This is a genomic window from Mesorhizobium sp. WSM4307, assembly GCF_007003945.1.
Classification (GTDB): domain Bacteria; phylum Pseudomonadota; class Alphaproteobacteria; order Rhizobiales; family Rhizobiaceae; genus Mesorhizobium.
This window is the reverse complement of the sequence record NZ_VFTB01000020.1, coordinates 57,914-83,526: the sequence shown is the minus strand read 5'-3', so window position 1 is coordinate 83,526 and position 25,613 is coordinate 57,914. Positions and strand designations below refer to the sequence as shown.

The 25,613-nt window shown below is 58.0% G+C and carries 20 protein-coding genes and 5 pseudogenes; 8 read left to right on the top strand and 17 right to left on the bottom strand.

Annotated features, from left to right (window positions below; all coding sequences use genetic code 11):
• The first annotated feature begins 532 nt into the window (after positions 1-532).
• From FJV83_RS34075 to FJV83_RS36675, 3 genes and pseudogenes are all read left to right on the top strand, one after another.
• On the top strand, positions 533-4,066 hold the full coding sequence (locus FJV83_RS34075) for an autotransporter domain-containing protein (protein WP_082826570.1): 3,534 nt from the start codon (positions 533-535) through the stop codon (positions 4,064-4,066).
• A gap of 243 nt (positions 4,067-4,309) precedes the next feature.
• Positions 4,310-4,993: pseudogene (locus FJV83_RS37360) on the top strand (integrase); the annotation flags it as partial.
• A gap of 116 nt (positions 4,994-5,109) precedes the next feature.
• Positions 5,110-5,346, top strand: coding sequence for a hypothetical protein (locus FJV83_RS36675; RefSeq protein ID WP_063169293.1), 237 nt, complete (start codon positions 5,110-5,112; stop codon positions 5,344-5,346).
• A gap of 161 nt (positions 5,347-5,507) precedes the next feature.
• On the opposite strand, the pseudogene FJV83_RS34060 reads toward FJV83_RS36675, so the two are convergent.
• Both FJV83_RS34060 and FJV83_RS34055 read right to left on the bottom strand, forming a co-directional pair.
• Positions 5,508-5,708 (bottom strand): annotated as a pseudogene (locus tag FJV83_RS34060) (SMC-Scp complex subunit ScpB); the annotation flags it as partial.
• A 93-nt stretch (positions 5,709-5,801) separates the two neighbouring features.
• Complete coding sequence (locus FJV83_RS34055; RefSeq protein ID WP_095769041.1) at positions 5,802-6,062, bottom strand: hypothetical protein; 261 nt, start codon at positions 6,060-6,062, stop codon at positions 5,802-5,804.
• A 217-nt stretch (positions 6,063-6,279) separates the two neighbouring features.
• Between FJV83_RS34055 and FJV83_RS34050 the strand changes: the two genes are divergently transcribed.
• Both FJV83_RS34050 and FJV83_RS34045 read left to right on the top strand, forming a co-directional pair.
• Entirely contained in the window at positions 6,280-8,442 is a 2,163-nt protein-coding gene (locus FJV83_RS34050; RefSeq protein WP_082826571.1) for a prolyl oligopeptidase family serine peptidase, read from the top strand.
• A gap of 38 nt (positions 8,443-8,480) precedes the next feature.
• Positions 8,481-9,179, top strand: coding sequence for an OmpW family protein (locus FJV83_RS34045; protein WP_063169295.1), 699 nt, complete (start codon positions 8,481-8,483; stop codon positions 9,177-9,179).
• Between the two features lie 307 nt (positions 9,180-9,486).
• Here the strand turns inward: FJV83_RS34045 and FJV83_RS34040 are convergent, their stop codons facing one another.
• From FJV83_RS34040 to FJV83_RS34005, 9 genes and pseudogenes are all read right to left on the bottom strand, one after another.
• The gene (locus FJV83_RS34040; RefSeq protein WP_244514237.1) at positions 9,487-9,687 is read right to left on the bottom strand and encodes a hypothetical protein; all 201 of its coding nucleotides are present in this window, start codon (positions 9,685-9,687) and stop codon (positions 9,487-9,489) included.
• 144 nt (positions 9,688-9,831) lie between these two features.
• Positions 9,832-10,491 carry a hypothetical protein gene (locus FJV83_RS37355; protein ID WP_063169296.1) on the bottom strand — a complete coding sequence of 220 codons (660 nt, stop codon included), beginning with the start codon at positions 10,489-10,491 and terminating at the stop codon, positions 9,832-9,834.
• Between the two features lie 101 nt (positions 10,492-10,592).
• Positions 10,593-11,248 (bottom strand): annotated as a pseudogene (locus FJV83_RS34030) (IS630 family transposase); the annotation flags it as partial.
• A gap of 68 nt (positions 11,249-11,316) precedes the next feature.
• Positions 11,317-11,551 (bottom strand): annotated as a pseudogene (locus FJV83_RS34025) (aldehyde dehydrogenase family protein); the annotation flags it as partial.
• A gap of 308 nt (positions 11,552-11,859) precedes the next feature.
• Positions 11,860-12,108: an aminotransferase class III-fold pyridoxal phosphate-dependent enzyme gene (locus FJV83_RS37635; RefSeq protein WP_063169297.1), complete on the bottom strand. Its 249-nt coding sequence runs from the start codon at positions 12,106-12,108 to the stop codon at positions 11,860-11,862.
• The gene (locus FJV83_RS37630; RefSeq protein ID WP_263485461.1) at positions 12,069-12,296 is read right to left on the bottom strand and encodes an aminotransferase class III-fold pyridoxal phosphate-dependent enzyme; all 228 of its coding nucleotides are present in this window, start codon (positions 12,294-12,296) and stop codon (positions 12,069-12,071) included. The genes FJV83_RS37635 and FJV83_RS37630 overlap by 40 nt, the downstream gene beginning before the upstream one ends.
• Before the next feature lie 221 nt (positions 12,297-12,517).
• Complete coding sequence (locus tag FJV83_RS34015; RefSeq protein WP_063169298.1) at positions 12,518-14,500, bottom strand: argininosuccinate synthase-related protein; 1,983 nt, start codon at positions 14,498-14,500, stop codon at positions 12,518-12,520.
• Positions 14,497-15,441: a DMT family transporter gene (locus FJV83_RS34010; protein ID WP_082826572.1), complete on the bottom strand. Its 945-nt coding sequence runs from the start codon at positions 15,439-15,441 to the stop codon at positions 14,497-14,499. Before FJV83_RS34010 ends, FJV83_RS34015 begins: the two co-directional genes overlap by 4 nt.
• Positions 15,442-16,098: 657 nt before the next feature.
• Complete coding sequence (locus FJV83_RS34005; RefSeq protein WP_029354714.1) at positions 16,099-16,317, bottom strand: helix-turn-helix transcriptional regulator; 219 nt, start codon at positions 16,315-16,317, stop codon at positions 16,099-16,101.
• Positions 16,318-16,426: 109 nt separating this feature from the next.
• Between FJV83_RS34005 and FJV83_RS34000 the strand changes: the two genes are divergently transcribed.
• Positions 16,427-16,693, top strand: coding sequence for a DUF2285 domain-containing protein (locus FJV83_RS34000; RefSeq protein WP_063169299.1), 267 nt, complete (start codon positions 16,427-16,429; stop codon positions 16,691-16,693).
• Positions 16,694-17,131: 438 nt separating this feature from the next.
• Here FJV83_RS34000 and FJV83_RS33995 read toward each other — a convergent pair whose 3' ends face one another.
• A complete protein-coding gene (locus FJV83_RS33995; protein WP_082826573.1) occupies positions 17,132-17,365 on the bottom strand; it encodes a helix-turn-helix transcriptional regulator in 234 nt (77 codons plus the stop codon).
• A 115-nt stretch (positions 17,366-17,480) separates the two neighbouring features.
• Here FJV83_RS33995 and FJV83_RS33990 point away from each other — a divergent pair, with 115 nt between their 5' ends.
• Both FJV83_RS33990 and FJV83_RS33985 read left to right on the top strand, forming a co-directional pair.
• The gene (locus tag FJV83_RS33990; protein ID WP_063169301.1) at positions 17,481-17,762 is read left to right on the top strand and encodes a DUF2285 domain-containing protein; all 282 of its coding nucleotides are present in this window, start codon (positions 17,481-17,483) and stop codon (positions 17,760-17,762) included.
• A gap of 438 nt (positions 17,763-18,200) precedes the next feature.
• A complete protein-coding gene (locus tag FJV83_RS33985) occupies positions 18,201-19,157 on the top strand; it encodes an IS481 family transposase (protein WP_140671221.1) in 957 nt (318 codons plus the stop codon).
• A 175-nt stretch (positions 19,158-19,332) separates the two neighbouring features.
• Here the strand turns inward: FJV83_RS33985 and FJV83_RS33980 are convergent, their stop codons facing one another.
• The 5 genes and pseudogenes from FJV83_RS33980 to FJV83_RS33965 all read right to left on the bottom strand — a co-directional run bounded on the left by FJV83_RS33980 (position 19,333) and on the right by FJV83_RS33965 (position 24,818).
• Positions 19,333-20,070 (bottom strand): LuxR family transcriptional regulator, encoded by a 738-nt coding sequence (locus FJV83_RS33980; RefSeq protein ID WP_082826574.1) that lies wholly within the window; start codon positions 20,068-20,070, stop codon positions 19,333-19,335.
• Positions 20,071-20,940: 870 nt separating this feature from the next.
• Positions 20,941-22,347 (bottom strand): aminotransferase, encoded by a 1,407-nt coding sequence (locus FJV83_RS33975; RefSeq protein ID WP_063169303.1) that lies wholly within the window; start codon positions 22,345-22,347, stop codon positions 20,941-20,943.
• Between the two features lie 190 nt (positions 22,348-22,537).
• A pseudogene (locus FJV83_RS37350) lies at positions 22,538-22,958 on the bottom strand (transposase); the annotation flags it as partial.
• A gap of 483 nt (positions 22,959-23,441) precedes the next feature.
• The gene (locus FJV83_RS33970) at positions 23,442-23,948 is read right to left on the bottom strand and encodes a TIR domain-containing protein (protein ID WP_063169304.1); all 507 of its coding nucleotides are present in this window, start codon (positions 23,946-23,948) and stop codon (positions 23,442-23,444) included.
• Positions 23,949-23,957: 9 nt separating this feature from the next.
• Entirely contained in the window at positions 23,958-24,818 is an 861-nt protein-coding gene (locus FJV83_RS33965; RefSeq protein ID WP_063169305.1) for a DUF4231 domain-containing protein, read from the bottom strand.
• Positions 24,819-25,613 lie beyond the last annotated feature (795 nt).

Sequence of the window (25,613 nt, the reverse complement as noted above, 5' to 3'; positions counted from 1 at the left end):
GCGACGATTGAAAGGACAAAATCAGTTGCCGAAACTCATCGCAGGTGACGGTCTGGTGGCAATTTGGGCACATCTTGTGTCTCGTCGCCAGTAAACACGGATGCCCGGCAGGAGCTGAGCTCGCTGCCGGCGGAAATCGTAGAGCGCCAGCGACGCATTCTGATCTTTCGTCAGGCAGTCGACCGCCTTGGCATACGCCTCGGCCTCCATCTCGATCGACCTGAACCGGTATCTTGTGCGCCATCCGGACGATCTGGGAAAGCTTGGCCGGGCCGGCGCCTTCCCAGGCGCACGGGAAGCGCGACGACCCATGTGGACCTTGGATTTCACTCCGCACTTACGCTGCTTTGGCCTTGTCAGCAGCCTGAGCATAAAGCGTGCTCAGCTTTCAGGCCGAGCACTCATCCATTGTTGACAGCACCTGTCGTCATTCAGGATCGCCCCATTCTCGCAGGCCGCTTGCAGCTTTCAGGCTGTTGTCAGCCAGGGCCGCCATAAAGGGTCTCGTTAAACAATTCAGGAGGCCGTTCCAATGAACAATCAGTTTGCGAGACTTTTTCGAGGACCAGGTATGCAGGCTTGTTTCAGGACAAAGAACTTTCTGGCGGCAACCACCGCGATGACGACGGTATTCCTGCCGGCTGTGTCTCTCGGGGTGGGTCTGGTAGCATTTCCAACTGGAGAAGCGTTGGCCGACGACCCGATTTCGATCCCGCTGGAGTATGTCGGGGAAGGCCATGACCGCCTGGGCATCTGGGCCAAGATCAACAATGGCAACGCGCAGCGATACGTATTCGACACGGGCTCGGACCAGCTCAACACGCAGATCGGGTCAGAGGTGACCGGGGTCCGCCCGATTGCCGACACGCCTTACGTATATACGTACGGGGACGGAACGTATGGTAATAAGCTTCAGAACGTGGAAATTGATAAATTTACATATGTCGATCCAGATCAAAAGATAACAATCGACGGGCCGTCTGTAAGCGATAAGAAATACCGGGCTGCTCGCATTCTCGATTTTGTCTATACCCATGCGTATTGCAAGGACAACAATCTTAAGTGCACGCCGGGATCCGTGACGGATGGACTTAAAGATATGTATGGTCAGGATCTCCAAGAACCTTATCACGCCGATAAGGAGCAGCGGGCGAAAATGACCGCTGGCAAGATGGCAGACGAAGGCGGCGATTTCGCAGGTACATTCGGGGCCGGCGATTTTCTTGGCAAGACAAGTGTCTGGGGCATGATGGGCAGTGTCACCAGGTCTGGCTACGTGGTCTCCGCCAATGTGAATCCGGATTCCGAGAGCGACCAAACGCCTGGCTGTTCCCCCTGCACGATTGTCAACCTCAATCCAAGCCTCCGGGCCCAATATACTAATGCCATGCCATGGGGAGAACCCGAGGAAAAAGATCAGGATTCTTATCAGAATTTTCCTGGCTCTGGCGCCAATGCCTCGACCGAATACGAAGGCAGCTACAATCTGCAGTACACGGTTAAGGATGGAGCCCCACCAATCACCGACCCCAACAAGACCGCGGTATTGCTCGACACCGGCACACCGGGCGGTGGCAGTCTGGAGATCAGTGATGCGATGCTGAAGCAATTTCAGGATGCGGGCGTCAAACTTAAAAATGTTCGGAGAAATGAGCAACGCGAGATCGTAAGCGCATCGGGCAACATCCCGAGCGTTACAATCGCAGGAACGGATGGCGATCCGGTAAGGCTGGACAATATCGACTTCACCTACACCAGCGGCACGACGGAACAACCCAATGACCAGACCAGTTTTGTTGCCGGTCTTGACTTCTTCAAAAACAGATCGGTCATTTTCGATCTGGAGAAGAAGTATACCGCTTATACGTCACATTTCGTCACTGCCAGCAACTTCTCTACCGATTCATCCGCACCCGAAGGGACCGGTCTGAGCAGGATCACGACGAGCATGGGGAATGAGGGCGGGTTCGGCATAGCGGGTGTCGTCTCCGGCTCCGGATCGCTGACGCTTGATACAAAGACGGTGGTCCGGATGACGAATGTCAACACCTACACCGGCGAGACGAATATTGCTCAGGATGCCTATCTCTCGCTTGCGGGGCTCGGCAACATCCAACGGTCAGCGAAAGTCGTTGCAGACGGCACGTTCGATATCTCCGAACATGGAAATGGCAGCGACTATTGGGGAATCTCCGACGCCTACAACGATGCCCGTATTCGTAGCCTGAGTGGCAGCGGAACGGTCGAACTGGGCAAGCGTACCCTGGTGCTAACGGATTCGAACGACACGTTCGCCGGCAGCATCAACGACCTCGACGTTGATAACAATAATATGGGCGGCAAACTATTCGTTGCCGGTGGCGTGCAAACGCTGAGCGGAAAGAACAATTTTTCCGGCATGACGACGGTCGGTTCCGGCGCGGGATTGCTGCTTGCCGATACAGGTGTGCTTTCCCATGATGCGACCACGTCCGGCTTTCTCGGGAATGACGGGCAGATCGGGGGCACGGCTATCGCAAACAGCGGCGGTGTCGTCGCAGGCGGCGGCACCTACGGTGCGGTCACCATTTCCGAGGGCGGCACGGTCGCTCCTGGCAGTGCGACCGATCCGAGCAGGATCGTCACCACACTGACTGTCACGGGCGATTTCGCGCAGCAGTCCGGATCGATCTATCAGGTCGACCTCGCAAGGTCGTCCGATCTCATCGATGTTGGCGGAGCAGCGGCGATCGACAGCGGCGCGCAGATCGAGCTGCTGCGGCAGGGAACGCTATCGGTCGATGCCCGATATACTCTGCTCTCCGCAGCAGGCGGCGTAAGCGGCACCTATGGCGGGCTGACGGGGGCTCTGGCGACAGACGCGACGCCCTTCGTCGATTTCCAGCTCGTCTACGATGCCAACAATGTCTATCTCGATATCAGCCGCACATCGACGGCGTTTGCCGATGTAGCCAGCACCTTCAATCAACGCTCGGTCGCCGCAGCGGCTCAGGCGCTTGGAAGCGGTAATCCGATCCAGGACAACATCCTGTTCCTGACGGCGCCGGAAGCCCGCAACGCTTTCGATATGCTATCAGGCGAGGTTCATGCTTCCATTCATAGCGGCCTCATCGAGGACAGTCATTCTGTACGCGATGCCGCGAGCGAACGGATCCGTGCGGCGTTCGACGGCGTCGGTGCCTCCAGCGTTCCGGTGATGACTTATGGGCTGGGTGGTCTGGAACTGGCCCCGGCAACGAGTGAGAATTTCGCCGTATGGGGCCGTGGCTTCGGCGCCTGGGGTCATCTCGACAGCGACGGCAATGCCGCCGGTCTCGATCACTCGACAGGCGGCTTTCTGGCTGGCGGTGACGCGGCTGTCGGCGAAAGCTGGCGGCTCGGCCTCATCAGCGGCTACAGCCATACCTCCTTGGAGGCGGACGATCGCGCGTCGTCGGGCTCGAGCGAGAATTACCATCTCGGTCTTTTTGCCGGCACGCAGAACGGCAATCTCGGTTTTCGTTCCGGCCTTGCCTATACCTGGCACAGCATCGAGACCGGCAGGTCCGTGGTCTTTCCAGGCTTCGCCGACAGCCTTTCGGCCGATTACGACGCCGGCACGTTCCAGGCCTTTGGCGAGCTCGGCTACCGTATCAATACGGCTTCGGCTTCCTTCGAGCCCTACGCTAATCTCGCTTATGTGAATTTTGACGCCGATGGCTTCACCGAGAATGGCGGCGCAGCCGCCTTGTCGAGCGGGGATCGCTCGAGCGACACGGCGTTTACCACGCTAGGTCTGCGTGCGTCGACGGTACTGACCCTCGGCACCGTGACTGCTACCGCGCGCGGCGGTCTTGGCTGGCGCCACGCCTTCGGCGACGTCAGGCCGGATACCGCTCTTGCCTTTGCTGGCGGTTCCTCCTTCGCCATCAAGGGCGTGCCGATCGCAAAGAACGCAGCTCTGCTCGAAGCTGGGCTTGACGTAAACATCACCGAGAACGCGACGTTCGGCATCGCCTATCAGGGACAGATCGCCTCGGATGCCCAGACACACGGGTTCAGCGCCAAGCTCGGCGTCCGTTTCTAAATCACCCGCAAAAGAGATTGGTTATGAAGTCAGTGAGTGCATTTTCTTTTACCGTCGTTCTCGGCTCAGCGACGGTGATGTCTGTGTCCGCCGCGCGAACGGACGATGCCTGCTACAACAAGGCACAAAGCCTATGATGACGCAATGTTCAATCGACGACCTGAAGCCAGTCGATGGCGAGCTTGACAAGCTCTACAAGGAGATGGAGACCCGGCTCAAAGAGTCCCGGCGCATGTCCAGGAACTGGTCGAGACCGCGAGGGGCTACAACGCCACCTCGGAGAACACGCGCGACGCCTACCCCAAGGATTGGCGGCATTTTTCCTCCTGGTGCCGGCGCGCTGGCTTCGATCCCCTGCCTCCGGGCTCGAAGGTGATCAGGCTCAATATCAGCGCCTGTGCCTCGGGCACCGCCGCCGGCGATCCGAAGCGTGGCGCCCCTGCCCTTTAGTTTGCGACCATCGAGCGGCGGCTTTCCGGCCTCGCCTGGAACTTTACCCAGCGCGGCCGGCCGTTGGACCGCGCGGAGCGGCATATCTATAAGGTTCTTGCCGGCATTCGCCGCAAGCACGCAAAGCCACCGCGGCAGAAAGAGGCGGTCCTGGCGACGATCTGCTGGCGATGATCGCCACGCTCGGCCACGACCTCAGGGCCTGCGCGACCGCGCTATTTTGCTCCTGGGCTGTGGCGGCGGCCTGCGGCGCTCCGAGATCGTCGGTCTCGACGTCATGCGCGACGACAACAGCGATGGCGCCAGCTGGATCGAGATTTTTGACGGCAAGGGCTGCTGGTCACCCTGCGCGGCAAGACCGGCTGGCGCGAGGTCGAGGTCGGCCGCGGCTCCAGCGACCACACCTACCCCGTAGTCGCGCTCGAGAGCTGGATCCGCTTTGGCCGCATCGCACGTGGACCCCTGTTCCGCCGCATCTTGTCGATCAGGTCGATATAATACGAAAAAGCCGCCGCCATTCGGGACGGGCGTCGGCTATCATGTCCAGCCATTATGCGGCGAGCGGATAGCTTTCGCCGGACCAGGCAGAGAACTTGGCGGCAAAAGCCTTCATCTCGTCGACCGCGAATGTGGTGCGCGGTTGCGAACTCGACTTGCTGGGCGAGAGGGACCTCGCCGAGAAAGGCGCTGACATGAGCGGGATGCTGCTTGGCCAAATCGAGATCCGCAAAGCAATCGGCCAGCGCCGCGTCGTCCAGCTGTACGCTGCAGGGCGCGTTCACGTCGTCAAGACGGATGCCAAATGCTTGCTCATAATGGCCGCAAGGTAATCGTTTCGGGTCGGAGACACAAGTTGCCGCCTCCTTCGCCGTAGAGTGGCCCGATACAATCACGATCGATATTGCCACCTCTTATCGATAGTGATCGCATAGTTCCCTGATTCGACTCTCAACCGCTCATATCAAGCGATTACTTCCATGTATCTGCTGCGCTAGCCCGTCCTGGCCTTGGAGTGTCGCTCCTCACCTCCTCCACCACTCACCAGCCCGATGGGAGTATCGCCCGCCAGCAGCTTCTCCTTGCTGAGCAGCGCGGCAACCTCAATCGCCTCGAAATCGGGCAAATCCCGCAGTGTGTCGAGGCCGAAGTGCAACAGGAAGGTCTTGGTCGTGACGTAGGTGTAAGGCGTGCCAAATTCAGCGGGCAGGCAGACGTTGACCCACAACAATCAAGGGGACGGTGCAGGCCAAGATTGCGGCAGGGCTTGGGCCCCCCACCCTTCTCCTCAGAACTCCGCTGCTTCCAGCTGGCGGCTGAAACTCACAGGCGCAGCCAGCTTGGTCTCTAACAGCATCGATCGCATCATGGTGTCTGCCATGAATCCGTGTGCGTGAAGCGCTCCAGAGCGAAGATGTTGGGCGTCAACCAGGTTCACTCCAATGAGCTTCACTTCTCGAGTTCTGCACAGTGTCCACGACTGGCGCCGGAGGTTGATCCGGTGATTAGGAGGAGCACTCGTTGTCGGATTCTCGACGATGTCGGACATGTGACACAACGCTTCCAGAGCGATCGCATTGTTCCGAAACGATTTTCCCAGTTGGCACGAAGGTTGCGGCCCTATGCGCAAAAGCACTGCGATGCCGCACCGACTGGAAGAACTCATCAATGATCACGCTTTTCGAACATGTGGGCGCCGCTACCGACACTGAGCGTTCCCGAGCCGACGGAAGCCTCTATCCCTTCTTTCTGAAGGCTGTCCGGACATGAACGCATTTGATGTCCGTCCAACGCTTGATGCTCCCGACGACGATCCCTATGTCTGGCTTGAAGATGTAGAGGGCGAGCGGGCACTTGCCTGGGCCGCCGGCCAATCGGCAAGGACTCTGAAGCACTTCGGTGGAACGCAGTTCGAGCGCGACCGCGCGGCTCTGACAGCCATTTTCGACAATCGCGACAATCTTCCCCTGATCGCGCGCCGTAGTCAGTACCTCTACAATTACTGGCGAGATGACGGTAATCCACGCGGACTGTGGCGCCGGACCACCCTTGCCGCCTACATGAAGGCGGATCCCCAATGGGAGCTACTGCTCGATCTGGATGCTCTCGCGGCTAGCGACGGAGAGGACTGGATCTGGGACGGCGCGTCCATCGAGCCGGAGAGACGGGAAAGAGCCGTTCTGCGCCTGTCGCGCGGCGGCAGCGACGCGGTCGTGCATCGCGAATTCGACCTGATTTCTCTGAGCTTTGTCGCCGACGGCTTCAACCTCCCCGAGGCCAAAGGCTACGTTAATTGGCTGGACCCTGACACGCTTCTGCTTTCCAGTGCGCTTGGTAATGGCATGGCCACCCGCTCCGGCTATGCGCGCACAGTTCGACTGTGGAAGCGTGACGCGGATCCCCTCACCACGCCGGCAATCTTCGAGGCCGGGTTCGAAAGCTTCCAAGTGTCTGGTCATTCGGACCGCACCGGCCGCAGCGAGCGCCTTTGGTTCATCGAGCAGCCGGCCTTCTTCGAGAAGATCAGCTGGATCGGCGATAGGAGCGGGCCGAGGAGGCAGATCGATCTTCCTCGCGACGCGTCGTGGCGGGTCTTCGGCGACTGGCTGGCGGTAAGGCCGCGCAAGCCCTGGACGGTGGGAGGCACCACCCATCCCGCCGACGCGCTGATCGTCATCTCGCTTTCCACTTTCCTCGCCGGCGGACGCCGTTTTGAGACCCTGTTTCAACCAGGGGAAAGGCGCTCCATGCAGTCATTCTTCTGGAATGACGGGAAGCTCATTATCTCTTACCTCGTCAATCTCGCACCGCGTTTCGAGATGTTCACTCCCGGCCACCAGGAATGGACGCGCCGAGTCCTGAACACCCTGCCCGCCGAAGGTACTGTCGACGTCTGGTCATTCGATGCGGCAGTTCACGAGACCAATGGAGAGGTCCTGATCTGTGCTCAGGATCCGATCACGCCGCCGCAGCTCTTGCTGTTCGATCTGAATGCCGCGCCGTCTCTCAGCGCTTCAGCAATCCTGAAGCGCAGCCCGGAGAATTTCGATGCATCCGGACTGGTGGTCACGCGCCACGAGGCAGTCTCTATCGATCATGAGCTGATCCCCTATACGCAGGTTGGTCCGGCGAACGGGAACGGAGATGCTCCGATTCACCTTTCCGCTTATGGCGGGTTCGGCGTATCATTCCTGCCCTACTACAACTCCCCGCTGGGCAAGCTGTGGCTCGAGCGCGGTGGCACGTGTGTCGAGGCGAACATCCGCGGCGGCGGCGAGTTCGGCACCCGCTGGCACGAAGCCGGGCGCAGGGAGGGCAAGCGTCTCGCCCACGACGATTTCGCCGCCGTTGCCTCCGACCTCGTGCGAAGGGGCATCACCCTGCCGAGGCGGATTGCCGCCGAGGGTGGCTCAAATGGCGGCCTGCTGATCGCAAACATGCTGACCCGCTATCCTGAGCATTTCGGGGCTCTGTTCTGCACAGCACCGCTTATCGACATGCGTCGCTACACCAAGCTCTTGGCGGGCGCGAGCTGGATCGACGAATATGGCGATCCGGACAAGGTTCACGATTGGGCTTTCCTGAAGGAAATCTCCGCCTATCACGCCGCAGCGCCGGGACAGCCCTATCCGCCTATCCTGATCGCCACCACGAAACGCGACGACCGCGTCCATCCGGGCCATGCGCGCAAGATGGCCGCAAAACTGCAGGCTCTTGGCTATCCCGCTTACTTCTACGAGGCCAGCGCAGGCGGGCACGGCTGCGGCGAGGACAATCGGGAGCAAGCCGCATTCATCAGTCTAGGCACCAATTTTCTCCGCAGCGCAATCGGCTTCAACGATCACCCTCCGGAGACGGCGGAACGCGTTGCAACGCAAGAGGGGCATTTGAGGTCCATCAACAATTCATTCGAGCAGGAGACGAAATAGTGCAGTGCATCCTTTCTGAACATCAAGGAGTGAATCTCATGGCGAGAACGCGAATGGGCGTAGCGCGGGCAACAGCAGCGGCGGTGGCCCTGATCATGGTGGGACAGCAGGCCGTCGCCGCGGAGCCTGCGCAAGCAGAGACCGTCCTGGCGGAGACGGGAGCCTCGGTCACCGAAGCGCCAATCCCTTGGCAGGTCCGCCTGCGGGCGTTGGGCGTCGTTACGAAAGATCTGGGCTACGTTGATACGCTTCCCGGCTCCGGTCTTTCGTATTCGGACACGGTGACGCCGGAACTCGATATCTCGTATTTCTTCACCGACAACATCGCCGCCGAACTCATACTCGGTACCACTTATGCCAACATCGCGGGCCAAGGGACGATCGGAGGGTTGGGCAACATCGGCAAAGTTTGGCTGCTGCCGCCGACACTCACGTTGCAGTACCATTTTACCGATCTCGGCGCGTTCAAGCCTTATGTCGGCGCCGGCGTGAACTACACGATCTTCTACAACCAGGACACTGGCAGCGCTGATGCTCTCAAGGTGAAGAACACGTTCGGCACGGCGCTGCAGGTCGGATTCGACTACATGGTGGACCAGCACTGGGGCCTCAACTTCGACGTGAAGAAGCTTTTCCTGAAGCCGGACTTCGACGTCACGGTGACCGGCGCGAAGCTGACGGGGAAGGCGGAGCTCGATCCCTGGCTGATAGGCGCAGGTGTCACCTACCGCTTTTGAATATCAGAGTGAAGTCTGCTTCCCGACTGCCGGTTTAAATGAAGGGCGCCTCGCGCGCCCTTTTTTACGGTCGACACTGCAGCGCAAGACCTCATGAAGCTATTGTCGGGCGGGGTTCTCTTCCGGCGGACCAAGAAGATGCACTGGCCAACCGGCCTTGCGCCTGAGGTGGAGTGCTTAGAAGCGCTTTGGATCGGGACGGGCTTTGGTATTGTGGGTGGAATGCTTCAGCCAGACCATTTGCCAGCATCGTCTCCCGGACGTCATGTGTGAGCTTCTTTGTCAGCGCAAGGCGAACACGGATCTCCTAGCAGGCCGTTGAAGAAGTGTCCCGTTTGGCCTTGAGGATTGCCTCGTCGCCGTTGTGATAGAAGGTGATGTCGATGGAGCCGTCGTCGAGCAGTTCAGCATGGCCGTCGCCTGTGACCTCGTCCATTTCGTCGAATCCGACCCATGTGAAGAAGACCGTCGACGGGCCGTAGCCGAGTTCGAGGGTTAGATGAGCCAAACGCCAGTGGGGCGTCCTGGGGACGACGCGCGCGAGATTCTGGTCGTGGTGGCCAGCCCAATACGATGTGAGAAGTTGCTGCCGGTGCGGGTACCGGAGGTCGCCGATAGTGACAGCCGATGTTCGACAGCGGCAAGGACATGCTCAGCCGTCAACGCGCCGAGGGCTTGGCCGGGAATGGTGGTGATGGAACCAATCCAGAAAGCGGCGGCTGCCCAGGAGAACGCCTTCGCGGGACTTTGACTCCAGTCCGCACACCCTGCTCAGATAGTCCGAAAAAGAGGTCAGAAGCGGAGCATCCGGATTATTATCTACACTGGGAACAGAAGCATGGAAGCGTTCTGGAGCCACTCGCCGCGCGTTTACCAGTGCCGACACTGCTCCAAGCTGACTATCTGCCATGACCACCTGCCGAACGTAGTCCGTTGATGCCACCGGTACCCTTCGCGGTCTGCTCCAGCGGGAAGATCGGGTCTGATCGACCCTGCTGACCTGTGCGGCGGCCTCTCTCGCTAGGGCGTCCCCCTTCCTGTCGTCCTCCTCCGCCGCTTTCGGCTGCTTTCGGCCCGCCGCCCTCGCCAAGGCGTCGTAGTCGGTAAGCGCGTCCTCCGTCTCCTTTAGGGGCTTCATCGCGTGACTAGAGTTTAGCGCGTGTTTGTAGGCGGCGGACCGAATGGTCGTCGAAATGCCACTCAGCGCCACCGCAAGATGCCCTAGGGCTTCCGCCTCATGATCTGACAGCGGCACGTCACGATTAGAGCCGATTGCCCTGCCTTCTTCCAGTTTCACAATGTTTGTAGTCATTTCCTGCTCCATCGCGTTGACTGAGATACGATGGAGACGGAAGTGGAGAACAAATTTTTACAAGCAACTAAGATGATATTCTCGTCAACGGGACAATAGTGGACGTTGAGGGCGGCGAACAGGGTGGTGGTGCCGTTGCGCTTGTAGTCGTGCCTCATCGTACCGAGCCGCCCCTTCTTCATCGGCAGGCCGGGTGGGTGCGGTCGAGCGCCGGATCTGGCTCTTTTCATCGACCGACAGAACGATGGCATGGGCCGGCGCATCGAGATAGAGGCCGACGACGGCGCGCAACTTGTCGACGAACTTCGGATCATTGGAGAGCTTGAACCTGGCGCCAGCGGTGGGGTGCGAGACCATGCGCCTTCCAGATGCGCCTGACGGCGCTGGCGCTGATTGCGGCGGCTTGCGCCATCATGTCGGCGGTCCAGTGGGTCCTCTCGCCCGGCGGATCGGCAAGCGTCAGTGCCACGACGCGCTCGCCGACATCGGGACCGAGCGGCGGAATGCGCCACTGTCGCGTCTTGTCGCGCAGCAGCCCGTCACAGCCTTCCGCGGCAAAGCGCTCCTGCCAGCGCCAGACGTCGGTCTTCGACTTGCCGATGCGGCGCATGACCTCGCCGGTGCCGACGCCGTCGGCGGGCAAAAGCACTATCTCGGCGCGCCAGACATGCTTTTGCGGGGCGTTGCGATCCCTGATCAGCGCCGTCAGACGGACGCGATCGGCCGACGAAACGGTGAACGATCTTCCTGTGCGCATGCGCCAGACTCGCACGCGCAGGCCAGAAAGGGAATCTCTGATTGGACTCCTATGTCAGGCGGGAACCACTAGACGCCGAGACCGCCGATGCAGACATGTTTGGTGTCGAGATAATCCACGATGCCCTGGAGGCCGCCTTCCTTGCCGAGGCCCGATTCCTTGACGCCGCGGAACGGCACCTCCGGCGTGGTGATCAGGCCTTCATTGACGCCGGTACTTCAGTCCTTCCATCACGCGGAAGGCGCGACCGAGATCGCCGGTGTAGAAGTAGGCCGCGAGGCCGAACTCGGTGTCGTTGGCGAGCGGCGTGCCCGACCTGAGACATGGGTGACGTTTTGTACCGGACACGGATGAAGTGCACCCCTCGGGTGAGCGTTTGCTCGATAATATCCACTGAAGTGAAGCAGTCGGTCTTAATGCTGGAACTCATGCCACCCGACCGACCCGGGAATTCGCAGCAGCGGCGCCGTCGAGTGCAGAACGAATGCCGTCAACCAAGGGGTCGATCTCGCTTTCGGTGATTATATAGGGCGGACAGATTCCAAGCACTTCTCCCATATTGCGGATCATGACGCCGTGCTCGCGGCACCGCCGCTCGACATCGCCGATCCTCAGCTCGGGCGCGAAGACGCGACGGGCGCACGATCCTCGACGATCTGAACCCCCGCGATGAAGCCGCGGCCGCGGGCTTCACCGACAAGCGGATGGTCGCCGAGCGCGTCCGCGAGGGCTCCATGCAAGTGATCGCCGAGACGACGCGCCTGGGTCACGAAATCGATCTCGCTGTAGATCCTGATCGCCTCGGCGGCGACGGCCGCTATCACCGGATGACCGGAGTAGGTGAAACCGTGACCGAACACGCCGACCTTGTGGGCCTCGTCAGCGGCGCATTGATAAATCTTGTCGAGATAATGACGCCGCCAATGGGCAGGTGACCGGATGAAAGCCCCCCGGCGATCGAGAGCATGTCCGGTTCCATCCCAAATGTCTGGCTACCAAACCAGTTCCCGGTGCCTCCGAAGCCGCAGACCACCTCGTCGGACAGCATGAGGATAATTTCTCACTTTCTTGCGAAGATCGGGGGTGTCCACGGTCATTCGTATTACGCGAGATCCGCGAGGCCAAAAACCATCATACCAGAGAGGCGAAACTGCTATCTAGGTGTTTAGATGCAAGAAATTAATCCTGCATTGTTCCCGCACCAGGAACACCCGAGAGGATACCAAGCAGTATTGAACCTTGTTGAAAATGCTCTCGGCGCGCTGGGCGTTATAATTTCTCGAAGGCGATCACAAGGACGTCGCGATAAGCGTACGGCATTTTCAGGTTTTCGGCCACAATCGACGATACATCGTGAAAGGTTTCGCGGTCGTTGCAGATCACAAAATCATTCGGGGAGTTCATTTCGACCTCGCCGAGGAACTCCTTTGAGGCGTCGGTGATCATGCTCATGCCGCCGGTGACGTTGACCCGCCCAATCATATAGCAAGCAATGAAGTCCACCCCGTCCTGGTGAAGGCCCTCGGGTGCCGGTTTGCCATTTACACCATCGCGCGCGACAATCCGGTAGGGATGGATCTTGATATTCCAACGATCATGTCGGGCGGCTTCACATAGAATTCTGCAGAAACCTGTCAGAATCTTTTCTAAGACGGGATGGTCTATAAAGGAGTTTTCAAGGGGCTCGAAGTGGCGCTTGAAGCCGCCATTCAGATGATTGACACTTTTTGATTGTTCGTAGGGGGCGTGGGGTAGGAGCCTAAAGATTCCGTCAGTCGCGTCATATTCAAAAGCGCTATAGCGCCGGTAACGATATGTTCCGCCGTCACGCATGTATTCATCGAGAAGAAGTCGATTCCAATGGTCAGCAAAGTTCTTCCAGGCTGCATCAATTTCGATGCCAAAGCAGGCTTCGGCGCGCTCGCCTTTTGAAAACCACCATCCATTTGTCACCAGACCGTCAGTGCATTGTTGACTGAGGTTGGCCGGCGCCTGGGGTGCGTTGTTTTCCACGGGTGTCTCCCTTTTGGTGACTTGGCGAGGACGGAACGCTTTGGACAACGCTATGTGGGTTGCGGCTTGGTATTCCCAAAGGTCGCGGTCCCTAATGTATCTCGGCGTCCTGGCTCGGATCGACCGAGGTAAAAAGCGTGTGTGATCGACTATGTAGCTGACGCTCCCGCTAACGCCCTCGAGGGCGGATGCAATGGCCCGTTCGCACATCTGGTGAATAGTACTGCCCCATGCACCTGAAACCGCCTCTTGGGACCAGGCTTGCTCAAGCCCTTGCTTCAAAACGATTGATGCCACGTCAAGAGAAGCGGTTTCGAGGTGACGCAGCGCGTCGAAGATAATGGCCGCGGCAGGGGCCTCGCGGACTTCGAGAACCTTTTGGCCGGTTGTGATGTGTTCAAGCCCGACAAAGCGGCCGTGCCCGAATTTGCCGACCGTGTTATTCAGGAACGGGATTGCGTCGACCAATGCAACATCACGGTCATCAATTGACACGAGACTTCCGTCTGCAAACCCGAGTTTGATCTCTACCGGCTGCTCTGCGGGAATGTGGCGCGTCCAAGCAAATGCCTCCTCGGGGATGGAAAAGTTCTCGGGATCTTCCAAAGGCCCCGACTCGAATTCCCGACACCAGAGGTTTTCGTCCGCGCTCCACGTGCGGTCCGCCACAAAAGTCGCTCCACACTTGGACAGGTCGGAGGTCTTCTGTTGTCGGGATATCACAGAGCATTCATACGGACTGCCGAAGTTGCCGGAAAATCCTGAGCGCTTAATGCTATTGTTAAGGCGCGGAAGACTGTTTTGAGAAAGGTTTGCTGTATGAAGAACCAGCCGTGAGTTGATTGACCTAGCATGATTAACAACCAAAGATGCGATTATGGGACGGCTCAACGAACTGCTCAACGGATAGATGCCAAGGTACTTGGCGTGGGCTCGAATGGCTGATTTCACGCCTTGTTCGACAAAGGCATCCCGCCCTTCGAGGCAGACAAAGCGCGCGCCGAACATGGCTGCCGTCCGTTCCAACAAAGGCTGATCGATGCGCGTTCCGACATCCGCTGCGACAGCTTCAATGTTCGCAAAGCCAAGGCTTTGCAGCTTGTAGAGAAGATAGGTGCTGTCGAGACCGCCGCTGAACATGGTTGCAACTGGTGCGGTTCGGTCCGGAAAAGCCTCCAGATCTTCAAAACTCGAAATGCCGCCGATGGCGGGTTTGGTGGAAGCCAAGATGGGGTTCATTTGGATGTCCTGCTCTCAAACCAGATGCCAGCAAACGTCGCAGCGAGGACGAGGCCTGCGCCTATCAAGCTCGGTACTGTCAAAGGCTCATTCAGAAGAAGGTGCGCTAGAACGAAACCAAAAAAAGGTTCTGTTCCCATCAAGAAGCCAACCCGTGTCGGTGTGGATTTTCTCACTGCGGCATTTTGAATGTAGAATGCAGCGAGGGTGCAGAAGAGTGCAAGGAAGGCAACAGCGCCCCAAAACTGAAGGGTGGCCCTCACAACAAGGCCTGAAATTCCGAACTGAGCGACGGCCAAAACGAAAGTAAGTGTTGCCACCGTCGATCCTTGGATGGCCGTCAGGGCTGCAGATGAAATCTGCCGGCCGGCCAGAAGGCGTTTGGTGGAAACGACCATAACCGCTCGCAGAATCGCGGCCCCCAAGACAAGCGCGTCACCCGGGCTGAACCTGCTGATCCCGCCAGTGAGAATGCCGACACCGATGCACGCTATGGCAGCACTTGCCAAAATGCCCGTAGGTGGAAGTCGCCGTGATAGCCCATAGTCGATGCTCGGCGTGAAAATCACACAAAGCGATATGATCAAGGCCGTGTTCATTGCGCTTGTCGATGCAACGCCGTAAGTTTCAGCAATAAAGATGCAAAAAAGTATTGTTCCCAATGCGAAGCCGCGGATGAAATCGCCCCAGGAGACCAATGCGATCTCATGTCTTGCAGCCACTGCCGTAATGATCGTAGTAATCAGGAAGCGATAAAGAACAAGTATCGAAACCGGCGCGTAGAACAGTGCGCCTTTCCCGACCGGATAGCTCGCCCCCCAAACGAATGCGACTCCCAGCAAGGCTAGATCCACCGAGAAAGATGGCGTCCGTGTTTTCCTGACAGGTATTGGAGAACTTTCGAAAACGTCCACCTTCAAAGTTTCCTTTGTGTTAGCCATCCACCCCTGCTGCGAGGGTCAAACAGATCAGGTCGTTCAGCCTCTTGGGCGATCCGTGCCGCGGCGTACTTGTTTTTGGTAACGCAAGTGCCGTGCCGATTCGGAAAACCATTGCTAGACAACAACCTGGTCGCCTTGATAGTTCGGCGGTTCATGTCCATTGTTGTCAGAATGCCGACAATGACTTCAACTGCAGGGATCCTACCGGCAGGGCCTCAAGGCGAACACGCGGCTCCAAGATGCCGACACGATGGCTGGTTCAGCCATGCTTCGACAGTTGCCTGTTTTTTCAGTTCCTTTGCTGTTCGTGCGCTAACCGCAACGCTCCATACTAGTCTCGCGTGGCTGTCCCCGTGGGGTGGGCGGCAGAAAGCGATTAGGCCCGCTGAAAGAGGCGAACCGCATCCGAAGGATCGTAACCAAGAGAAGGACCTGAAGCGAGAGCGAAGGTTGCGGGAGGCCGCGGCGGGCCTAAAAGGCAATGCCGACCGCCCCAGGAAAGGCTGACAAAAACCGCAGCGGCCGACTGTCCAATAGGGTGCGCCGGGCCAGGGCGAGCCAAATGGCAGGGGCTGCCGGGGGACCCTAAGAAAAGCCTGGGTTCACGAGCACCCGGCGCGCGCCATCAGGCGGCCAGCTACTTGGAGGGCGGGTGTATCATGCCTGTTTGTCGGGCCGAACCAGATCCATGTGGCTGACGCCGAGGGCCAATGCCAGTTCATAGATCGTGATAATTGTCGGATTTCTTCGGCCTTTCTCCAAGCCGCTGATGTACTGCTGACTGAACCCGGAAATCTCCGCAAGCTGCTCCTGCGTCAGGCGCTTCCTTTGCCTGATCCTCTGCACATTCCGTCCGACCAACTTGCGCATATCCATGCACGCAAGCCAGCGGATCAGGCGGCTTGAGTTTATCAACTATAATATGTAATCCACATTTAGCAGGCACAGGGCTTCGCGGGTCCATTGGCCGGAGATAGAATTAGCGATGTTGCAGCCCAGATCGAACACGCCGTTCGCCGACGAGGTCCCCTGGTCGGACCGCATTACAGCCTACGACAAGGACCACTTTACAACCTATATGAGGCTCCTGGACGCCTCGGCCGACAACGCCACTGAAGAGGAAATGGCCAAAGTGATCCTCGGCATTGATCCGGCACGCGAACCTGAGCGCGCACGCAACGTTCTTCGCAGTCATCTCGACCGTGCAAACTGGGTGGTGACGAGCGGCTACAAGGATTTGTTCGCCAGTTGACGAAATGGGCGGTGCGGTCGCTTCGCTTCAAGCAACGAAGTCGCGCAACCGCCATGCATCGACGTATCACCACAGCGCGGATGGCCCAGCGCTTCGCTGTCTCATCATTTTGTCCTCCGCTCGCCAATGGCTGCTTCCCAGGAATGGGTGCGGCGGCGAATCATGACAGGAACGGGTCCGCCGTCTGAGCCGCACCGCATCCGAAGGGCCGGATGGACAACCTACTGAAAGCTCACAGCTGGCTAAGGGTTGCGGGACGCCGCGGCGGGCCTAGAAGGATGCGGCGCCACCTGCTGAGAAAGGCACAAAACAGAGCGAATTGCGAGAGTCTAACGACGCGCTAGGAGGCGCAGCGGAATGGTCGAGACGCCAGAGCCAAGAAAATCGGGGCTCGACCCACCGGCACACGGCACGCGCGGTGATGGGCGCGGGCGCCCACTACGTGCGCAGGCTCAACAGAATCTCACACGGATCAGCATCGAGGGCCGCAGTTACGTCGAGAAACTCAATGACATCGAGACGCCGTTCGCCACCCTCATATTTCGCCACGAAAGATTGCGGACGACCAAGCTTCTCAGCCACCTGCGCCTGCGTCAGCCCTTTGACATTGCGCAGTGAGATCAACTGGGCCAGAAACCGCTGGTGGCGGGGAGATCGAAGAGATTTGGGCATTTAGGTGAACCGGCAGGTAGAGACCGGCTCAGCGACTAATCCCCGTTTCGGATTATCCCATTTTGGGATATTCTGCCTTGGATCCAGCGATCAACATGCGAGGTTCGCGGCAGACATGAATCAATCAACGGGAACAGATAGGACTCAAAGCTCAACACTGCTCGACGAAGTCCCTTGGTCTGACCGTCTTACCGCCTACGACAGGGCGCACTTTACCATCTATATGAGGCTCCTGGACGCCTCAGCCGATGAGGCGCCCGAAGAGGAAATGGCCCAACTGATCCTCGGCATTGATCCGGCACTTGAACCGGAGCGCGCCAGGAAGGCGCTTCGTAGTCATCTCGACCGTGCGAACTGGATGGTGACGAGCGGCTACAAGGAATTGTTCGCCAGCTGACAAATTCGCAGTGCTCGGTCATAGAAGCGTTCCTGTGCCATTGGTCAGGCTGATCGGGGCCTGCACCACAGACGCGCCGGCAAAATGGACCCGGTGGCGAGCACAATTCAGTTCCCAGGAAATCGGGGTTTGGCAACTGTCCGAGCGTCTGACGTGATAGAAGGTTCCGCTCTGTCTGGATGGGTATTAGCCCGGAGCAGCACTCCATATCGTACCGGCGCTCGACGAAGGGTCCACCTCTTCGCTTTCAAGCCGCATAACCGATAGCCATCGCCCTAAGTCAAGGGTTAGAGATTACCGGCAGGCAGGTATGCAAGCGGGCCATCCTCGGAAACTATATAACCGCACGACTAGCTGTGAGCTTTCGGGAGGTTGTCCATTCGGACCGGACCGGGGAGACTGGAGTTACCAAGCTTCAGCACTCACCGGAGGGTCCGAATGAACATCCATAAGAATGCCCGTCTCACACCGCTGCGTCGAGAGGAGATGGCGCTGTCGGTGATAGAAGGCGCTTTCTCCAAAGCCCATGCGGCGCGTGTCTACGGCGTGTCGGCCAAGATCGTGGCGCGCTGGGTCGAGCGCTACAAGTCCGAAGGGCGGGCCGGCATGATCGACCGTTCCTCGCGGCCCGCCAATATGCCGCAGGCCACCGCTGCGTTGATCGCCGAGCGCATCATGGCGCTGCGGCGGCAACGTTGGACCGGCAAGCACATCGCCCATGAGGTCGGCGTCTCGCCCGCCACCGTTAGCCGGGTTCTCAAGCGTGCCGGACTGTCGCGGTTGCGGGATATCGAACCGGCCGAGCCGATCCGACGCTACGAGCGCGAGCATCCTGGCGAGATGATCCATATCGATATCAAGAAGCTCGGTCGTTTCGAGCGCATCGGTCATCGCATTACCGGCAAGCGCACCGGCAATGCCAGCTCGCGCGGCAGCAGTTGGGAGTTCGTCCATGTCTGCATCGACGACGCCTCCCGCATCGCCTTCTCGCAGATCCTGCCCGACGAGAAAAAAGAAAGCGCCATCGCCTTCCTCAAGGCGGCGGTGGCCTATTACGCCAGCCTCGGCGTCACGATAGCCCGCGTCATGACCGACAACGGCTCCTGCTACAGATCAAAGGCCTTCGCCAAGGCCTGCCGCGATCTCGGCCTCAAGCACGTCACGACAAGACCCTATACACCCAAGACCAATGGCAAGGCCGAGCGCTTCATCCAGACAGCACTGCGCGAATGGGCTTATGCCATCGCTTATCCGACTTCAGATCACCGCGCCGCAGAGTTGCCGGTCTGGCTGCACAGATACAATTGGCACCGTCCCCACGGGAGCCTAAAGTCCAAAACACCTATCAGTCGCCTCGCTCTAACCGAGGACAACCTGTTGAGGCTCCACAACTAGCTCGTCAGCGACGACACACCCGCTCGAGCACCCATAGACTATGATCACCGGCGCGGACTGGAAGAATACGGCTGCATCGCCCGAGCCGGCGGAACAGAAGATCTCGGCATCCAGTCAACGCTCGATACAAAGCGCGCGATCGAATGGCCCGAGCACAAGGGGATCAAAAAGCTTCTCAGACAATTGAGGACCCTTCGGACCCCAAAAGGGCTATAGCCTGATTTTGGGTTCGCACGCCTAGCTTCTTCTTGGCATTGTCCAAATGAAAAGCGATCGTGCGTGGCTTGATACCCAAGATGCGGCCGGTCACCCAGGCTGAATTACCCCGCGCTGCCCACCTCAGGCACTCATATTCGCGGGATGTCAGCGAAACCCCATCCACTGTTCGATCGCTCGGCAATTTGCGGCGAACGCAACGATGAAAGCAGGCCGCCATCAGTTGAAGAGCTTGTTCGTACCGCTCAGCGACCCGAAGAAATACTGGACGAGGCTCATCGGCGGCAAAAGTAACCGCAGCGATGCGGCCGCGGAGATCGACAATTGGGATCGTCAAACCGCAGCAGATGCTGAATTGAGCCGCCTCATCGAATAGCTGCTGTTGAGCCGGCGACATTTTATCGCCTCCCAAATTCGATCCCCAGTGAAACGGGCAGCCGCCATTTCGAGCACGCAAGACCACAGGATCGAGTTTCTCATACTGATTTTCCAGATACTGTCTGGTCCAGCGGGGTGGATAGTTTGAAATTAACCTCGGTTTGCCGGAAGGCCGTGCTGGCAAGGAGAGGTAGGCAAAGAAGATTAGGTCAAGTCGTCCGGCCGCCTCAGCCATGGCATCCCGGAAATCTGCCTCATCGATACTCTGTGACAGTCTTTCAAGGAATGTCTCGAAAACAAGTGGCATGTGCCTCGTCATCGTCGCGCTCGATTCTTCCTCTTTCTGCACGCCTTCCGGCTGCGTCGTGTATGTCCCGACAAACGTGATTGAATTCGCGGGCGTCGCTGGGCTGACCGGGCTCCAGAATGCTGCCACACTTTCGATCTTCGTCGGTCATCCCAATCATGCTGGGCTCACCCGATGGGCGTCTGGCAGACGCCTCATGATCTCAACAGCTCAATCAGAGAATCTCCATGCATTAAATCATGACCGCCCCTGCACCGACCAAATCAGGAGAAATCATCCTGCGCTGACCAAAAGCCATCATTGACCCCAGCTTTTGCAGGAATTTGGGTCGGCATTAGCATAACAATTCGGATAGCCGCTCATCCCCCACCCGGGGCGCCGTGATCCGCAAAGAAGTGTTGCGATGCTTTCTTTTCTTTGATAGGCAAATCGTCTCAACAATATTAAAATGCCTTTCCTTGTGAACGGGGTGGCGTGTGAGTATCGTCCTTCTATATACCTGACGTGATAAAATTCACCGCAATGATTATGGCCCGCTGCAATGATGTAAAGGGCACGTCTAAGCTCAATCTGCATCGGAACGTGCAGATGACCTTTACCAGACCCTCGATCCCGCACGGGCCATAATGATACTGATTACGTGGGTCAAAAAGGGCGCCCTGCCGGCGGGGAGGTACACCCGCAGGGCGCGCCGCACAGAGGTCCTGGTCGTTGGGCAACAGGACAGCGGCGGCAGAACTGATTCGGTTACAAATCGTGACTGAAATAGCCCGGAGCATGCTCAAGATCAGATATCTGGAATTCAACAGTTTTGGGTCTGCTCGGCGCAGTAGCGCGCAGGGACATGCCTGCCTCCGGACTCGCTCCTTCGCGATCGCAAAATCATACGGCACCCTCGGCCTTCAGCGCGCGATAGGTGGTATCGACCGACTTTACCGTCGCGTCGACAATGATGTCGATCTCTTTTCGGGTAATGATCAGGGGGGGGGCATAACCGAGGATGTCGCCATGCGGCATGGCCCGTCCGATGACACCATTCTCAAACAGAGCAGCTGCAGTGCGCACCCCGACCTGAAGGTCGGGTTCGAATGGTATCCTTTGTTTTGGGTCCCGCATCATCTCTACGGCCGACAGGATACCCACTCCGCGAACTTCACCAACGATGGGATGTCCCGCCAGCTCGGCCTTCATCCGGTCTTGCCAATACGGTCCAACATCGCGGACATGCTCCAGAATATTTTTTTCTTTAAGCAGTCGAATATTGGCGAGCGCGGCTGCGGCACAAAGCGTGTGCCCCGAATATGTCCAGCCGTGGCCGAGTGCGCCGTGCTTCTCAGTTCCTTGTTCCAAAACCGACCAGACACGGTCGCCAATGATTGACCCGGAGATGGGGAGGTAGGCGGAACTCAAACCCTTTGCGATGGTCACGAAATCCGGACGCATGTTATACAGGTGGGAACCGAACTTCTCGCCGGTTCGCGCGAAGCCACAGACCACTTCATCCGCGATTAGAAGGATATCGTATTTGTCGAGCACCGCTTGAATGGACGTCCAGTACCCTTTGGGGGGCGGCACAATACCTCCTGTCCCAAGTACCGGCTCTCCGATAAAAGCTGCAACCGTTTCCGGTCCTTCGGCCAGGATCAAGGCTTCAAGCTCATCGGCACAGCGCCGGGAGAACGCTTCCTCGCTCTCCTCGACACGCGCCTGGCGGTAATAGTGCGGCGTGGTTGTATGGCGCACCAAATCCAGAGGCAGGTCGAAGAAATTGTGAAAGAAGGGAAGGCCAGTTAGGCTACCCGTGACCAATCCAGACCCGTGATAGCCGCGATTTCGCGAGATGATCTTTTTCTTTTCGGGCCGGCCAAGAATGTTATTATAGTACCAGACCAGCTTGATGTTGGTTTCGTTGGCATCGGAACCGGAGAGGCCGAAATAGACCCTTCGCATGTTCTGACCGAAATACTCGACCACGGCCTCTGCCAACAGGGCGACCGGCTCCGTACCTTGGCTGGCATAGACGTGCGCGAACGGCAATTCGTGTGCTTGCCTGGCAATGGCCTCGGCGATCTCCGTGCATCCATATCCCATGTTGACGCAGTAGAGTCCTCCGAAACCGTCGAGGCTCCTTCGGCCTTCGGTGTCCCAGATATAGACGCCTTCCGCACCGGCCATAATCCTATTTGGCGTTTCGCCTCGGCTGTGCTTGGCCAGATGCGTAGAAGGATGGAAGACGAAGCTTCTATCCTTCTCCCGGAGTTGCTCGGTTCCCAGATTGCTCAAGCGCATGTCCCTCTCCTCGCGATAAATTGGCGGAGGGCACTCGGCCAGCCACCTGTTTAGCAAATAGCATACCGGAAACGTCCCTTGAGTTTCTCGGGAATGCAGGTTATTCGCCGTGAAATTCGCGGGATCGGCCCGAATTGCCGTGAAAACTAAGGCGTCACCTTCGCCTTAGCCGAGGGTCGGGGGCGCGTCCTGCAAACACGAACAGCTTACGACGCGCATGCGCCCAGCATAGTGCCCGATTAGCGGGCGATATTGACGGATGAATAGCGCTCGGGACGCTGTTCCCGCCGGCCGCGCGAGGCACGATAGAGCGCCGGCGGCCATGTTCCGCCGAACTGCCGGTCATCCCTTACATTCTGACGGTCCGGATCGGTCTTGCCCTTCCCAAGGGTGGTAATGAGGTGATCAGGGGCAAAGCACATTCGCCTCGATCAGCAGGCAGCGGGTTCCGTGCCGCGGCACAGGCTCCAACCTGGTTGGCCAGCGCTGAGAGGCTGAGGTCGTGCCCTCGCGCATATTGATAGCTTTGGCGGTGCGGCGGCTGGTGCTCGGCAGACTTCTCGAAGGAGCATAGCCAGAAGGTTCGGCCCGGCAAAGACGCGCGGCGAGAGCTCCTTGCCATTGACATCTTGATTCGCAGCCGACCAGCGCCGCCAAGTTCTATCGTCAGCGTGTTGCCTTTCTTGCGATCGCAAATTCGTGGTTGCTGCGCAGGGCGAGCCGAGCTGCGGCTCGCAGGAGGGGGCGAGCCGACAGAATTGCGCGGCCTGAAAAGCTGCCTCCATCAATGCTGGCCGCTCGTGCAGTCTCGAAACGCTGGATCAAGCCTCAAACATCGAACAGCCGCTCCTTTTCCTCGCGAAACCAGCGCCCTCGCGCGACATGATCTTGTCTGACGATCCGACGCTTCGAGCGGGGCTCCTCTAATAGGTTGCACATGACCTGCAGCTTTCAGCCAAACTCAGCAAATCGGACGTCGTGCTCTTCTTATCATCGCTCGGCAAGCTCGGAACACGCTGGCGGACGTTGCTAAGGCTAGTCGCCGCCAGCGGATGGCGAGGATGTTTGGGCGGCTAAGTGCTTTTAGGTGGCGATTATAAGCCGAGATCGCGATAGGTGCTTTCGCCATAGCTCCTGGCGCCATCGCCACGCTGAGCGTTTGAAAGCCGATGAAATTCGCTCGGCCAATTGGCTAGCGCGTGCTTGATGGCCTTCATCTTGAACGGCACGTGCACAACACATTTGTCCCTGATGATAGGCGGACAGCTCACATCTTGTTGCCGCGAGCCGTTAAGGTTTGCTGCGATTATCGGCAGACCTAGATCAAGAGCCAATTCCATTTCCCAGCGCACGAAGCGAAAAAGGTTTTTCGTCTTCTCACCGATCAGGACAAGTACCTGGCTCGATCCATTCATTCTGTTGCGAAGATTGCGTTTAACATAATCTTCGTCCTGTGCTCGGCTCGTCATATTGTCCAGATCGTGAGCGTTCGCGAATTCAAAACTCACATTCTCGCTGGCGTTCCACCCTTTCATAAAGCGGTATGCCCAAGCGTCTTCATCGCCGTCAAATATTACATAGGTCGGATCGCTGTATGCCATTGTTGTCTCTTAGTTGTTTTGACGAGCAACCCACTGGGTGTGCTCCCGTGAGAAAGCCAGTTCGGCTTCGTTCACCGCGGCGGAGAATGCCTCATCCGAGTTGGCGTCCGTAATAAGGTCGGCAGTCAAGCCGATCTCGTGAGCTGTCAACGTGTAAGCCGATGCCAATTCGTTAAATTTCTTGATCTGGGTCCACCCAATAAGGGAGGCGGCGATGACAATTAGCGGCTCGGTCGGCCAGCCTGGCATCGCGGGGTCAGCGATGCGTACTACGATGAACGAGAATCCCAGAGCGTATGCAAAAATACCAAGGCCCATCCAGACTTTCGCGGACCTCTTGTTCGAGCGCGCCTTCTTCTCGTACCACTTCCGTTGGTCGCAGATTCGTCTCTGCAGATATAGGTCTTTTCTTTCTTTTAGCGGGGAGTCCCTTATCGACATCATCTGGTCGGTTGTTTGGGGGGATGCTGAATCGGTGCCGCTCAACGCGCTACCAAGGTGACGATTGCTATCAAGGATACCTTCCATGAGCTTTCGAAAATCAGCTCTGGCGTCAGCGGCGCGCGCGTCATCGAACGGCTGTGCTCGCATCGCGAAGCGCCAAGTCAATGTCTTCACCGACTCTGCCAGAGCTCGAGCCTGATACCAGACCTGCTCGGGCTTTGTGACCGACCGGAAAATGAGGACTCCCATTGAGCAAAGAAATACCGCAGCATAGACACCGAAATAGGCTTTTGATGGCGACAAGTCCAAAGAGAGCACCGACGCTAAAAAAAGAAGAACGTACTCTGCCCGGATCAGGCGCAGAAACGTCGCCTGCTGCTCGTTGGATGCCACGTCGGCGCTATTATAGAGTCCAGGATATTTCATTTTTGAAGCACACCAGTCTATTTTGTGGCGGTAAATTCTTTAAGCCAGGATTTGGCAAACGTGAGGTTAGCAGTCGAGCTTACAGAGCCTATTCTTGAGCGAGGCGCGGTCCCTCTGTTCATAAACAGGAATGCAGGTCCTGTCCCATCAATGTAAGGGTATAGGCCCAAAAATTCTTGCCCGGAGAATGTTTCCGAAGAATTTTTTGCCACGGGCAGAACCGCTACCGCGGTCCGAAACCCATCGAAAAAGCCAAGCTCCCAAGGCATCCATCTGGATCCTGGAGAATTGTTTGAATGCACATAGATTAGCGTCTTTGACTGCCTCATACGGGTCCGCAGCAACTCGGCGGTGGCCGAGGAGACTTTTGTGCGGTCCAGTTGTGAATCTTCGACCCAATCTACGTAAGCAGTGAACCCAAGCTCCTCGAAAATTCGCTTCACACCGAGAACGATCTCTGCGTCCTTGAAAGAATGTGACAGAAAAACGTCGAATGACGATCTGGCTGTAGCTGCGGCCGTCTCTTCCTTTAGAACGATCGATGCGGCTCTATGTCCTCGACTGGCATTCGCAACTCTTTTCAGCTCTGCCTCGGTCAGTAGCACTATTCAAATCCCCCCATGATCTGTTCGCAATCTATGAACTTGACGCCCATTCGATTAAGCGACCCTTGTCTTGTGAAAACTGGCACCATGCTCTCCAGCCGGTAGCGCAACCTCCACCTTCTCAAAGACCACGTCGGGTGGCAGGAGTGACCGGCCTTGTCACCCACCTACGCGATCCCGGCACAGCCAT

What these genes read in the sequence shown, in the direction of transcription:
- FJV83_RS34075 (WP_082826570.1), top strand. Translation starts at nt 533, where the DNA reads ATGAACAATCAGTTTGCGAGACTTTTTCGAGGACCAGGTATGCAGGCT.
- FJV83_RS34055 (WP_095769041.1), bottom strand. Translation starts at nt 6,062, where the DNA reads ATGTCCGACATCGTCGAGAATCCGACAACGAGTGCTCCTCCTAATCAC.
- FJV83_RS34050 (WP_082826571.1), top strand. Translation starts at nt 6,280, where the DNA reads ATGAACGCATTTGATGTCCGTCCAACGCTTGATGCTCCCGACGACGAT.
- FJV83_RS34045 (WP_063169295.1), top strand. Translation starts at nt 8,481, where the DNA reads ATGGCGAGAACGCGAATGGGCGTAGCGCGGGCAACAGCAGCGGCGGTG.
- FJV83_RS37355 (WP_063169296.1), bottom strand. Translation starts at nt 10,491, where the DNA reads ATGACTACAAACATTGTGAAACTGGAAGAAGGCAGGGCAATCGGCTCT.
- FJV83_RS37630 (WP_263485461.1), bottom strand. Translation starts at nt 12,296, where the DNA reads ATGCTGTCCGACGAGGTGGTCTGCGGCTTCGGAGGCACCGGGAACTGG.
- FJV83_RS34015 (WP_063169298.1), bottom strand. Translation starts at nt 14,500, where the DNA reads ATGAACCCCATCTTGGCTTCCACCAAACCCGCCATCGGCGGCATTTCG.
- FJV83_RS34010 (WP_082826572.1), bottom strand. Translation starts at nt 15,441, where the DNA reads ATGGCTAACACAAAGGAAACTTTGAAGGTGGACGTTTTCGAAAGTTCT.
- FJV83_RS34005 (WP_029354714.1), bottom strand. Translation starts at nt 16,317, where the DNA reads ATGGATATGCGCAAGTTGGTCGGACGGAATGTGCAGAGGATCAGGCAA.
- FJV83_RS34000 (WP_063169299.1), top strand. Translation starts at nt 16,427, where the DNA reads ATGTTGCAGCCCAGATCGAACACGCCGTTCGCCGACGAGGTCCCCTGG.
- FJV83_RS33995 (WP_082826573.1), bottom strand. Translation starts at nt 17,365, where the DNA reads ATGCCCAAATCTCTTCGATCTCCCCGCCACCAGCGGTTTCTGGCCCAG.
- FJV83_RS33990 (WP_063169301.1), top strand. Translation starts at nt 17,481, where the DNA reads ATGAATCAATCAACGGGAACAGATAGGACTCAAAGCTCAACACTGCTC.
- FJV83_RS33985 (WP_140671221.1), top strand. Translation starts at nt 18,201, where the DNA reads ATGAACATCCATAAGAATGCCCGTCTCACACCGCTGCGTCGAGAGGAG.
- FJV83_RS33980 (WP_082826574.1), bottom strand. Translation starts at nt 20,070, where the DNA reads ATGACGAGGCACATGCCACTTGTTTTCGAGACATTCCTTGAAAGACTG.
- FJV83_RS33975 (WP_063169303.1), bottom strand. Translation starts at nt 22,347, where the DNA reads ATGCGCTTGAGCAATCTGGGAACCGAGCAACTCCGGGAGAAGGATAGA.
- FJV83_RS33970 (WP_063169304.1), bottom strand. Translation starts at nt 23,948, where the DNA reads ATGGCATACAGCGATCCGACCTATGTAATATTTGACGGCGATGAAGAC.
- FJV83_RS33965 (WP_063169305.1), bottom strand. Translation starts at nt 24,818, where the DNA reads ATGAAATATCCTGGACTCTATAATAGCGCCGACGTGGCATCCAACGAG.